A 12230-nucleotide genomic window follows, 5' to 3' on the forward strand; every position below is an offset into this window, starting at 1 on the left:
TTACTACCAAATATAACAAAAAAAAACAAAATTTTATGCTTTTTTTAACGTTTAAAAAAAAGTCTTAAACTAATGTTTAAGACTTTTTAATCAAACCAACTTATAAAAAAACTAATTCCTACTATTTTTAAACCTTTACAGGGAATTACTCTACTCTTAATTTATATAATTCAACACCATACTTATAGCGTATTAAAGTTGTTTTATACATACTGTTATTAATTAAGACACCTCTTTTTATTAAAAGTCACATCAAAAACAAAAAAACCTCAAAAAAGTTTTTTTTGAGGTTTTTTAATCTACATATTTTCTTAAAATTATGCGATGTTCTGGCAATGATTTATCGTAATCATTTATCAATAATTCTAATATTTCAGGTGGTTTTAAACCAACTTCTTTTTTTGATTTATACCTTGAAACATATAAATTATAGGTTTCTTTATTTTTTTCGAAAATCAAAAAATGTTCTTCATTTAATATCGTAAAACATATTTCATTTCCTGAAAAAGCTTCCGATTCGTCTTTTATAAAATCAGAAAATTCATAGTATCTAAAAACATTTTCCATACTAAACGATCTCTACAGATAAACCTAATTGTAATAATTTAGAACACATAGCCTCTAACTCTTTATATTCACCTGTTTTTACGGCACACTTACCTTTGTAATGAACTAAAAAAGAGCATTGTTCTGCTTGTTCTAAAGTATGATCACATACATCTACTAAACTATCAATTACATGATCGAAAGTATTTACATCGTCATTATGTAAAATAATTTCGTGCTTTTTTGTTTCCTGAATTAAGACATCTAGCTCTTCTTGTATTTTTTCTATTGTACTCATCTACGCTATTTTTGATACTGCAAAGCTACCCAATTATTTCTGTTAATTGTTTTATTTAATGTTAAACCGTGCTTAGAAACCTCGGCATCTATAATAGAAATATCTTCTTTATAGAATCCACTTAACAATAAAACGCCGTTTTTATTTAAGCAACTTGCATATATTTTCATATCACTCAGCAAAATATTACGATTAATATTTGCAATAATAATATCGTACTTTTTATTCGCTAAAAGAGAAGAATCTCCTTCATAAACGGTAATGTTTTTACACCCGTTTCTCTGAACATTCTCTAACGAATTCTCGTAACACCAAGCATCAATATCTATAGCGTCTATTGGATTAGCACCTTTCATTTCAGCAAAAATTGCTAAAATTCCGGTTCCACAGCCCATATCTAACACTTTTTTGTTGGTTACATCTAAATTAATTAAATGTTGTACCATCATATGTGTTGTTTCATGATGACCTGTACCAAAACTCATTTTTGGTTCTATAACGATATCGTACTTTAAATTAGGGTTTTCATGAAATGGTGCTCTAATGCTTACCAAGTCGTCAACCTGAATTTGATTAAAATTTTTCTCCCACTCGGCATTCCAATTTGTTTGTTCGATTTCGCTGTGTTTAAAATTGATTGAAAATGCGTCTGATTTCAAAATAAAAACGTTTTCTAATAAATTTTCTTTCCAATCGTTTTTCTGAATGTATGCGGTAACTCCGTTTTCATTCTCTACAAAACTTTCAAAACCAACTTCACCTAATTCAGCTATTAAAATTTCTGTTGTTGGTTCTTTAGGTGATACTTCAAAAATATACTCTATATAAATATTATCCATTAAATTGATTTAATTATAGCTACAAAATCATCCGCTTTTAAAGCTGCTCCTCCAATTAATCCTCCGTCAACATCTGGTTTAGAAAAAATTTCTTTTGCATTTGCTGGCTTTACACTACCACCATATAAAATTGAAATCTTTTCAGCCACTTCACCTCCATACTCATTCGCTATAGTTGTTCTTATAAAAGCGTGCATTTCTTGTGCTTGCTCTGGCGATGCTGTTTCTCCAGTTCCTATTGCCCAAACTGGTTCATAAGCTAATATGATTTTAGAAAAATCGCGTTTTTTTAAATGAAACAATCCTTCTTTTAACTGATTATCAACAACTTTAAAGTGATTTTCTGATTTTCGATCTTCTAAAACCTCTCCAAAACAAAAAATTGTTTCTAAACCATTTTCTAAGGCTGTGGTTACTTTTTCAGCAAGAAGCTCATTTGTTTCTCCAAAATACTCTCTGCGTTCAGAATGACCAAGAATCACTAAATTTAAGCCTAAAGAAGTTAACATATCTGCAGAAACCTCTCCTGTAAAAGCACCATTTTTAGATTGATGCATGTTTTGTGCTGCTACTTCAATTTCAGATTTTTTAGTTCTTTTAATTGCGGTATTCAAATTCACAAAACTAGGTGCAATGATTACTCGCGTATCATCACCTATTTGCTTTTTTACTCCTTTTTTTATCTGCTTGATTAACGTTTTAGTTTCATCAAGGTTATTATTCATTTTCCAGTTACCTGCAACTATTTTTTTTCTCAAAATTACTATATAATTTATATTTTTATTACTTACTTAATGCCGCTTTCATCCTCGGATCGATAGATTCTGCTACATGACCCAAAGCTGTAATTCCTTTTTCATTTACAACCATATAACTTGGCACATCTTTTATCCCTAAACCTTTTGCATAGCCACCTTTAAGAGCTGCTGGTAAAAAGTAATGATCACCTTCTATATTAAAAAATCGTTCTTTTCCTTTTTTCCATTGCTCGACTGTTTTATCTATTGATAAGAATACAAAAACAACATCTGGATTTTCTGCTTTTAATTTTTTAATATCTGGTATTCCAGAAATACACTCAGCACACCATGACGCGCAAAGCTCGAACATTATTTTTTTTCCTTTATGTTTTGCTAAAATCTCTTTAAACGTGATTGATTCCTCATCTAAGGTTAAAAACCTCTCATTTAAAACATCTTGTGAAAAAGCAGCTGGTTTCTTCCCATTACATGATGCAAGTAAAACAAAAACGAATACATAAATAATTTTTTTCATAATTTTATTTAAAATTTTGGTGAAATTTAACAGCTAAAAATACGTTATTTTTTTAACTCCTTAATAATTGCACTATCCGTGATCTTTGTTTTGTTAAAGACTGCTATTTTTCCTTCTTTGTCAATCACTAAATAACGAGGAATCCAACTTAACGCCAAAAACTTCCCGAAACTACCTTCCCAACCAGATTTCATAAAATAATGTTGCCCTTTTAACTCCAATCTTTTAACTCCTTCTTTCCAAGAATCTAAATCTCTATCTAGCGACAGGTATAAATAAGCAACTTCACTATTTTCTTCTTGCTGTTTTTTAACATCTGGTAAATTTTCAAGGCAATCTTTACACCAAGAAGCCCAAACATCAATCACTATTTTTTTACCTTTATTTTTTTCTAAAATTTCTTTAAACTTTACTTCTTCGTTATTTATAGAAGTAAAAACATCATTTAGTGCTTTTTCAGAAAACTCCGTAGGGTTTTCAACAGAACAACTTACTAACAGCATTGTTATAAAAACGAATACGATACTTTTTTTCATACTATTTAATCTTATTTTTAATTTTATTAGACACTTTTGATGATTTAAAAAGTTTAATATCTCCTTTTTCATCAATAATCATAAACCTCGGAATTGTTTTTAAGTTTAAAAAAGCTCCTAACTTCCCTTTTCCCTTCTTCGGAATGTAATAATGCTGACCTTTTATACTCAAATTTTCAAGTCCTCTTTTCCAGTCGAAATAAGAATGATCTACTGACAAAAAAACATATTTAATTGATGGATTTTCTTTTTGCACCGCAGCAACATCATCAAAACTATCTTGACTTACCGGACAATACGTTGCAAAAACTTGTACAAATTGTTTCGTTCCTTTATTGTTTGTCAAAACTGTTCTTAATGTAATAGAATCTCTTTCTGTTGTTACCAATTTTTCATCTAAAGCTTCTTTATTAAAAGACTTAGGCTGAAAAACAGCACAACTATTCAGCGTTAAAAGGACTATTAAAAATAAAAATATTCTCATTTTAGTTTAATTTAATTCGTGGATCTAACCAACTGTAAATAACATCAACCAATATATTTATCAAAATAAATAATGTTGCCACGACTAACACACTTCCCATAATTACAGGTAAATCTAACGTGTTTAGCGAGTTTACTATTTCTTTACCTAAGCCATTCCAGTTAAAAATATACTCCACAAAAACGGCTCCTGCTAACATCGATGCAAACCAACCAGAAATTGCAGTTACTACTGGATTTAACGAATTTTTTAACGCGTGTTTACGAATTACCTGATACATGGTTAATCCTTTTGCTTTGGCGGTTCTTATATAATCTTGATTCATCGTTTCTAACAACGAGTTACGCATTAATTGTATTACTACCGCTAACGGACGAATACCTAATACAATTGCTGGCAACAACAAGTTTTTCCACTGAATACGCATTCCTTCTCCGAAATCATCAACTTCATACAAACTACCTGTCATTTCTAAACCCGTGTATTCATGCAATACAAATCCGAAAAACCAAGCAAATAAAATTGCCGAGAAAAAAGACGGCACACTCATACCTAATGTACTTATTACTGCTATAATTCTGTCGAAAAAAGTATCTTTATATAAGGCTGATAAAATTCCTAAAACGATTCCTAACAGCAACGCTATTACAATTGCAAAAATTGCTAAAACTGCGGTATTTGGTAATGTTTCTGCAATTACTTCGGATACATTCTTTCCGTTTTTTTGAAATGATTGTCGTAAATACGGATATTTAATCACCAGATTCACTTTACCTATCGTAAATAATTTTTGTCCACTATATTTCCCTTCGGATAAAAAAGTATAATCGTCAGTGTTACTGCTATGTAACGACAACGGCGAAACATCGTTTAAATAATACAAATACTGTGTAAATACCGGTTTATCAAAACCATACTTTTGTCGTATATTCTGTAGCTGTTCAGTATCTTCTCGCTGGTCTAACATCATTCTTGCCGGATCACCTGGCAACACATTAAACAAAAAGAAAATAACTGTAACGACTCCAAATAAAGTTAAGAATCCGTAGAAAATTTTATTAATTATATATTGAAACATATATAACAAAGATAAAAGAAAGTGTTAAAAAAGTGTACTTTTGTGTAACTTTTACAACAACACATGACTACACAACAATTAGTTAACGAAATTAAAAGAAAAAAATCGTTTTTATGCATCGGTCTAGATGTCGATTTAACCAAAATACCACCACATTTATTAAAAGAAGAAGATCCTATTTTTGCCTTTAACAAAGCAATTATTGATGCAACGCATCATTTGTGCGTTGCCTATAAACCGAACACTGCTTTTTATGAAGCTTACGGAATTAAAGGTTGGAAATCTTTAGAAAAAACAATAAAATACTTAAACAAAAAGCATCCTGAAATTTTTACTATTGCGGATGCAAAACGTGGTGATATTGGCAATACCTCAACGATGTATGCAAAAGCTTTTTTTGAAGATTTAGCATTCGATTCAGTTACAGTGGCTCCTTATATGGGAAAAGATTCTGTAGAGCCTTTTTTAGCTTTTAAAGATAAACATACCATTATGTTGGCACTAACATCTAACCAAGGCGCATTCGATTTCCAGACGCTAAGCGTTAATAATAATGAATTATATAAAGAAGTTTTAAAGGTATCAAAAAACTGGAAAAACTCAGAAAACTTAATGTATGTTGTGGGTGCCACCAAAGCCGAATACTTTAAAGAAATTAGAAAAATTGTTCCTGATAGTTTTTTACTAGTTCCTGGTGTTGGCGCACAAGGCGGAAATCTACAGGATGTTTGTAAATACGGAATGAGCAAAAATATTGGCTTGTTAATAAACTCATCTCGCGGAATTATTTACGCATCTAACAACGAAAAATTTGCAAGTGAAGCTGCTAAAAAAGCAGCAGAATTACAGTTACAAATGAGTGCTATCTTAAACTAAAAATATGGAATTCAAAGACCAAATAAATAGAGTTTTTGAATTACCAGAAACTCCAAAAAGAATCATTTCTCTAGTCCCTAGTCAAACTGAATTATTGGTTGATTTAGGCTTAGATGAATTTATAGTGGGTGTTACAAAATTTTGCGTTCATCCAATTTATTTAAGAAAAAACAAAACAGTTGTTGGTGGCACAAAAACCATAAATATTAATAAAATTAAGGCCTTAAAGCCTGATATTATTCTTTGTAATAAAGAAGAGAACACCAAAAAAATCGTAGAAGCTTGTGGGAAAATTGCACCAACACATGTTTCTGATATTTTCACACTTAACGACTCAAAAGAACTTATACTTCAATACGGAGAAATTCTTTCTTGTGAAACTCAAGCAAATAGAATAACGAAAGAATTAAACGATAAATTGAATGATTTTCAATTATTCACCAAAACTAAAACAACTAAAAAAGTAGCTTATTTTATTTGGAGAAAACCTTGGATGGTTGCAGGAAATAATACCTTTATCAACAACCTTTTAGAGCTAAATAAGTTTCATAATATTTACACTAATAAGGAGCGTTACCCAGAAATAGATTTACAGGAGCTTGTTAAAAATGGTGAACCTGATTTAATATTACTTTCATCGGAACCATACCCGTTTAAAGAAAAACATATTGAAGAACTAAAAAGACACTGTAAGAGCGCTAAAGTTATTTTAGTTGATGGCGAAATGTTTTCGTGGTATGGCAGTAGATTATTAAAGTCTTTTAATTATTTTAAAGAACTACAAAATATAACTTGATGTATCTTTATCTAAATATTTAACTCTATTTAATTTTTCTAACACTTGCATTGCTTTAAAAGCCGATCGATCACTTTTACATTCGTCTTCATACTTATAATCATTCGCTCTTTCAACCAATTTACGATACCTTTCTTCTAGGTGCTTCCTATATGTTTGTAGTTGATTAATTCTTGACATTTTAAATTTGGTTATGCTGTTCATAAATATACATAAATATTTGAATTACAACCATATAAAAACAACCTACTTTAAAAAAAAATATTTTTACTGTTCTAAAAAAAAGCCTCACAAATTTGTGAGGCTTTTTTTACTAGATTTTTTTAAGATAAATAACTTACTAATCTTGCAATGCAAATACTTGGCGTAATAAAGCTGTATTACGCAAACCTGCTTTTTCACGAATACCTTTTTCTTCGACAGCTATCATCGTAAAAACACCTTTTAAAGCTTCTCCTGTAACATAATCTGTTAAATCTGGATTCACTTTCTTAACAAAAGGGATACTATTGTATTTATTAATTAAGTTCGACCAAATTTTATCTGCACCTACTTTTGCAAAAGAATTTTTAATGACCGGATTAAATTGATTATATAAAGCTGTATTTGTTTTTCCTTTTAAATAAGTTGTTGCTGCATTTTGCTCACCTAATAAAATGTTTTTAGCATCATTAAAACTTATTTCTTTAACTGCGTTTACAAAAATTGGCGTTGCTGTTTTAACGGCATCTTCTGCTGTTCTGTTAATTGCTTTTAAACCTTCATCTGCTAAATTACTTAAACCAATCTTACGCAACCCTTTATCTACCGCTTGTAATTCTTTTGGTAAAAGAATTTTTACTAGTTTGTTTCTATAAAAACCATCTTTTGCTGTTAGTTTAGAAACCTGATTTTCGATTCCGTTATCTAATGCCTGGCGTAAACCGTTTCCTATTTGTTGCTGTGACAATGCGCCGCCTTGTGGTAATTGGTTTACAACTTTCTGTAATTCTGCGCATCCTGTAAGTAAAACAACAAATGCTAATGCTATAATTTTTTTCATGTTTGTTTGATTTAATATATCTTTTAGAAACAATTAATTTGTAATTGTCACATTATTTAATATTTTATTGAAAGCTATCTGTTTTTTTATCATAACTATATGGGCAATGTTTACAACCACTTTTACAACAGTAACCTCGCCTTAAGTGATAGGTTTCTTTAAAAACCCTATATCCGTCTTCGTTAATATAATACTCATCAGGAGTTGCCCTTAAAATTTCATTTCTCATAGTACAAATATCAAAAAAAGATACATTAAATCAGCATTTATTAACTGTTGATTTAATGTATCTCTTTATTTTTTATGGAAAAATTATTTATTTTCTTCCTTTTTCTGGCGGATATTTAGCCATTATTTCATTCACAAATTCTTTAACGCGAGCTTCTCTTTTTTCAACATTACTCGTCTTTAACGCTCCCGTACCAACACCTTGCCAAACTAGCTCTTTCTTTTTCGCATCTAATAAATCAACAAACAATGTTCCTTCTGTATACTGAGAAACACTCATACGATTCATACCGTAATAATATGGATAATAAAATCCGCCGTACATATTATCGTTTATATTGATTTTTTCACGCGATTTTGTAAACAGACTCACTAAAATATCTGGAGTGGCTGATTTTGTCATTCCTTTTGCCATCAATTCTGATTCAACAGCACGCATGATTCGTTTTTTATCTAAGTCTGAAATAGCGGCTTTATCGATTCCTTTTTTATAAAAAGCAAAAGTTTTGTATTGATTAAAATCTACTTTCGTATCATAATCTGTTGTTACTTTAACAGAACTACATGACGTAATAATTAAAGCGATGATTGGCAAAAAAAGTAATTTTGATATCTTCATTTTCTTAGGATTTATAAATTATCTAATAATGCATCATCTACTAAATTAGGAAGGGTAACCTGCAAGTCATTTTCGGCTTTCATTGCTCGTTTTATAGCAAAAACAGCCTCTTCATTCCTAGCCCAACTTCTTCTTGCTATTCCGTTATTAACATCCCAGAAAAGCATTGATTTTAAGCGTCTTGATGCACTCTTAGAACTATCAAGAAGCATGCCAAATCCTCCGTTAATAACTTCACCCCAACCTACTCCACCTCCATTATGAATAGAAACCCAAGTAGCACCTCTAAAACTATCGCCAATTACGTTTTGTATGGCCATGTCTGCTGTATAACGAGAACCATCATAAATGTTAGAGGTTTCTCTATAGGGTGAATCGGTACCAGAAACATCGTGATGATCACGTCCCAATACTACATTTCCTATTTCACCTTTCTTAATTGCCTTGTTAAAAGCTTCTGCAATTTTTGTGCGCCCCTCTGCATCTGCATATAAAATACGTGCTTGCGAACCCACCACTAATTTATTCTCTTGAGCTCCTTTAATCCACTGAATATTATCAGCCATTTGTTGCTGAATCTCTTCTGGTGAATTCTTTTTTATCTTTTCTAAAACTTTACATGCAATCGCATCTGTTTTTGCTAAATCTTCTGGGCTCCCACTTGCGCAAACCCAACGAAATGGCCCAAAACCATAATCGAAACACATAGGTCCCATAATATCTTGCACATAACTCGGATAGGCGAAAGCTTCGCTACCTAATTTCGACTCACTTGCCGCGCAAAAATCATCTTTCTCATCTAAATGTACTGTAGCTCCTGCCCTACTTGCTTCTAATAAAAAAGCATTTCCGTAATCGAAGAAATACGTTCCTTTTGTAGTATGTCTATTAATCGCTTTTGCATGACGACGCAATGTTTCTTGTACTTTTTCTTTAAACAATTCTGGCTCGTTTGCCATCATTTCATTGGCATCTTCAAAAGAAATATCTGCAGGATAATAACCTCCCGCCCAAGGATTGTGTAACGATGTTTGATCTGAACCTAAATCTACATGAACATTTGCTTCATCAAATTTCTCCCATACATCAACAATATTACCTAAATAGGCGATTGATACTGTTTCTTGACTTTCTTTTGCCAATTTTACTCTAGCAACTAATGTGTCTAAATCAGTAATTTTTTCATCAATCCAACCTTGATCTAAGCGTAATTGCGTAATTTTTGGATTTACCTCAGCACAAACCGTAATGCAACCAGCAATGTTACCAGCTTTTGGTTGTGCTCCACTCATTCCACCTAAACCTGCAGTAACAAATAAGTTTCCTTTTGGCTCTTTATTTATTTTTCTAAATCCGTTTAAAACGGTTATTGTTGTTCCGTGCACAATTCCTTGTGGGCCAATATACATGTAACTACCAGCAGTCATTTGCCCATATTGAGAAACGCCTAACGCATTGAATTTTTCTAAATCATCTGGTTTCGAGTAATTCGGAATCATCATTCCGTTTGTAACCACCACCCTTGGCGCATCTTTATGTGATGGAAATAATCCCATCGGATGTCCTGAATACATAGTTAACGTTTGTTTATCTGTCATTTTAGACAAATATTGCATGGTTAATAAATACTGTGCCCAGTTAGAAAAAACAGCTCCATTACCACCATAAGTTATTAATTCATGTGGATGTTGCGCCACCGCATAATCTAAATTATTCTGAATCATTAACATGATTGCTTTTGCCTGAGTACATTTCCCTGGATATTCTTTAATATCTCGTGCATACATTTTGTATGTTGGGCGAAAACGGTACATATAAACCCTACCATAATCTTCTAATTCTTTAGCAAATTCAGGTAATAAAACTTCGTGATGTTTTTTATCAAAATATCGCAAAGCATTTCTTAATGCCAATTTTTTTTCTTCAACCGTTAAAATATCTTTACGTTTTGGCGCTCTGTTTATTGAAGAATCATAAACTGGCATTTCTGGTAACTCGCTTGGAATACCTTGTTTTATTTGTTTTTTAAATGACATCATAATTTCTTTTTTTAACGAACTGTAAATTCTTGATTTTTAACCATACTTATCAATGCATTAATATCATCTTTAAGTACACGATCTTCTTCTAATTTATCTACTTTATTTCTAATTATTTTAAAGTTTTCTTCTATTATTGAAGAAAACGTATTGGGTCTTCTAAAATCCATCGCTTGTGCAGCATACATTAATTCAATTGCCAAAATTTTATCAATATTTCCTAAAATCTGATTGAACTTCCTTCCTGAAATACTTCCCATAGAAACATGATCTTCTTGTCCTAATGAAGTTGGAACGCTATCTGCCGAAGGCGGAAAACATAACGATTTATTTTCTGTAACCAAAGCTGCGGTAGTGTATTGCGGAATCATAAACCCTGAATTTAAACCACCTGCTGCTGTTAACAATCTTGGCAAACCGTGTTTTCCTTCTAATAATAAATAACAACGCCTGTCTGCTATATTTCCTAACTCTGATGCTGCAATTGAGGTATAATCTAATGCCATCGCTAATGGCTGACCATGAAAATTACCTCCAGATATTGCCTCTGTTTCACTTAATACAATTGGGTTATCGGTAACCGAATTCATTTCTATTTCGGCTAATTCAAACAAATGCGCGTACGCGTTTCTAGACGCTCCATGTACCTGTGGAATACACCGTATTGAATATGGATCTTGCACTCTTGGGAAACTATTATCGTCAGCATTTTCAGAATCTTTTAATAACATACGCATACGTTCTGCTACTTTTAAATTCCCTTTAAACGGACGAATTTGATGTAACTCATCTTTAAATGGCGACACATTTCCTGAATAACCTTCTAATGTCATTGCTCCGGCAACATCTGCTAAATCTAATACATACTCCATTTTATTCAACCCTAAAATAGCATGGGCTAAAATAAATTGCGTTCCGTTAATTAATCCTAAACCTTCTTTAGCCATTAAAGTTAACGGTGCTAAATTGTGCTTTTTCAAGACTTCCTTTGCTGGAATGATTTCACCTTCTTGCCAAAATTCTCCTTCACCTAACAATGGTAAAAACAAGTGCGATAACGGCGCTAGATCTCCCGATGCTCCAACCGATCCTTGTTCTGGCACAATTGGCAATAAATCATTTTCTATAAAATAAATAATACGTTCTATTAACTCTAATCGTACACCCGAAAAACCTTGACAAAGTGCATGCACTTTACAAATCATCATAATTTTAGATAATTTTTTATCAATAGGATTCCCTACACCTACAGCATGGGTAATTAATAAGTTTTCTTGTAACTTACTGGTTTCTGCCGGTGTAATTTGCACATCACATAAAGGGCCAAAACCTGTATTAATACCATAAGTAGCAACATTAGAGTTTGCCATTACCTCTACCTTTCTTCTACATTCATTTATTGCCTTAACTGCATCGCTCGTAATCAATGCTTTTAAAGTACCTTTTGCAATTGCAATTACCTTATTTACAGTTAATTTATCTATTCCGTATTTAAACATCGGTTTCTATTATCTTTTTAACAAAGTTATTTTTATTTTTGATAACCAATAAGACTTAAATAATCATCATTTAAT

Annotated in this window: 16 protein-coding genes; 2 read left to right on the plus strand and 14 right to left on the minus strand. The window is 31.7% G+C overall.

What is annotated here, in order from left to right; translation table 11 throughout:
- Window positions 1-294: 294 nt before the first annotated feature.
- Genes H0I30_RS07615 through H0I30_RS07650 form a run of 8 tightly spaced genes read right to left on the minus strand, consistent with a single transcriptional unit; the run spans window position 295 to window position 5056 of the window.
- Window positions 295-567: a hypothetical protein gene (locus H0I30_RS07615; protein ID WP_218771275.1), complete on the minus strand. Its 273-nt coding sequence runs from the start codon at window positions 565-567 to the stop codon at window positions 295-297.
- Window position 568: 1 nt separating this feature from the next.
- Window positions 569-844 carry an ATP-dependent Clp protease adaptor ClpS gene (locus tag H0I30_RS07620; RefSeq protein ID WP_218771276.1) on the minus strand — a complete coding sequence of 92 codons (276 nt, stop codon included), beginning with the start codon at window positions 842-844 and terminating at the stop codon, window positions 569-571.
- Between the two features lie 5 nt (window positions 845-849).
- Window positions 850-1683 (minus strand): 50S ribosomal protein L11 methyltransferase, encoded by an 834-nt coding sequence (gene prmA, locus H0I30_RS07625; RefSeq protein ID WP_218771277.1) that lies wholly within the window; start codon window positions 1681-1683, stop codon window positions 850-852.
- Window positions 1683-2441 (minus strand): triose-phosphate isomerase, encoded by a 759-nt coding sequence (tpiA, locus tag H0I30_RS07630; protein WP_218771278.1) that lies wholly within the window; start codon window positions 2439-2441, stop codon window positions 1683-1685. Before tpiA ends, prmA begins: the two co-directional genes overlap by 1 nt.
- A 25-nt stretch (window positions 2442-2466) precedes the next feature.
- Window positions 2467-2958 (minus strand): thioredoxin-like domain-containing protein, encoded by a 492-nt coding sequence (locus H0I30_RS07635; RefSeq protein ID WP_218771279.1) that lies wholly within the window; start codon window positions 2956-2958, stop codon window positions 2467-2469.
- Window positions 2959-3002: 44 nt separating this feature from the next.
- Window positions 3003-3494 (minus strand): TlpA family protein disulfide reductase, encoded by a 492-nt coding sequence (locus H0I30_RS07640; RefSeq protein ID WP_255554352.1) that lies wholly within the window; start codon window positions 3492-3494, stop codon window positions 3003-3005.
- Between the two features lies 1 nt (window position 3495).
- A complete protein-coding gene (locus tag H0I30_RS07645; protein WP_218771280.1) occupies window positions 3496-3978 on the minus strand; it encodes a thioredoxin-like domain-containing protein in 483 nt (160 codons plus the stop codon).
- A 1-nt stretch (window position 3979) separates the two neighbouring features.
- Window positions 3980-5056 carry an ABC transporter permease gene (locus H0I30_RS07650; RefSeq protein ID WP_218771281.1) on the minus strand — a complete coding sequence of 359 codons (1077 nt, stop codon included), beginning with the start codon at window positions 5054-5056 and terminating at the stop codon, window positions 3980-3982.
- Between the two features lie 63 nt (window positions 5057-5119).
- Between H0I30_RS07650 and pyrF the strand changes: the two genes are divergently transcribed.
- Complete coding sequence (gene pyrF / locus H0I30_RS07655; protein WP_218771282.1) at window positions 5120-5932, plus strand: orotidine-5'-phosphate decarboxylase; 813 nt, start codon at window positions 5120-5122, stop codon at window positions 5930-5932.
- A 4-nt stretch (window positions 5933-5936) separates the two neighbouring features.
- Entirely contained in the window at window positions 5937-6728 is a 792-nt protein-coding gene (locus tag H0I30_RS07660; RefSeq protein ID WP_218771283.1) for an ABC transporter substrate-binding protein, read from the plus strand.
- Here H0I30_RS07660 and H0I30_RS07665 read toward each other — a convergent pair.
- The 6 genes from H0I30_RS07665 to hutH all read right to left on the minus strand — a co-directional run bounded on the left by H0I30_RS07665 (window position 6711) and on the right by hutH (window position 12155).
- The gene (locus H0I30_RS07665) at window positions 6711-6908 is read right to left on the minus strand and encodes a Lacal_2735 family protein (protein WP_218771284.1); all 198 of its coding nucleotides are present in this window, start codon (window positions 6906-6908) and stop codon (window positions 6711-6713) included. The genes H0I30_RS07660 and H0I30_RS07665 overlap by 18 nt on opposite strands.
- 160 nt (window positions 6909-7068) lie before the next feature.
- The gene (locus H0I30_RS07670) at window positions 7069-7770 is read right to left on the minus strand and encodes a DUF4197 domain-containing protein (RefSeq protein WP_218771285.1); all 702 of its coding nucleotides are present in this window, start codon (window positions 7768-7770) and stop codon (window positions 7069-7071) included.
- Window positions 7771-7834: 64 nt separating this feature from the next.
- Window positions 7835-7999 (minus strand): DUF5522 domain-containing protein, encoded by a 165-nt coding sequence (locus H0I30_RS07675; protein WP_218771286.1) that lies wholly within the window; start codon window positions 7997-7999, stop codon window positions 7835-7837.
- A gap of 87 nt (window positions 8000-8086) precedes the next feature.
- Window positions 8087-8617 (minus strand): DUF4136 domain-containing protein, encoded by a 531-nt coding sequence (locus H0I30_RS07680; RefSeq protein ID WP_218771287.1) that lies wholly within the window; start codon window positions 8615-8617, stop codon window positions 8087-8089.
- Between the two features lie 11 nt (window positions 8618-8628).
- Entirely contained in the window at window positions 8629-10653 is a 2025-nt protein-coding gene (locus H0I30_RS07685; protein ID WP_218773496.1) for a urocanate hydratase, read from the minus strand.
- Window positions 10654-10667: 14 nt separating this feature from the next.
- Window positions 10668-12155, minus strand: coding sequence for a histidine ammonia-lyase (gene hutH / locus H0I30_RS07690; protein ID WP_218771288.1), 1488 nt, complete (start codon window positions 12153-12155; stop codon window positions 10668-10670).
- Between the last annotated feature and the right edge of the window lie 75 nt (window positions 12156-12230).

Origin of the sequence: Tenacibaculum sp. AHE14PA, assembly GCF_019278465.1 — a bacterium.
GTDB lineage: Bacteria > Bacteroidota > Bacteroidia > Flavobacteriales > Flavobacteriaceae > Polaribacter > Polaribacter bernardetii.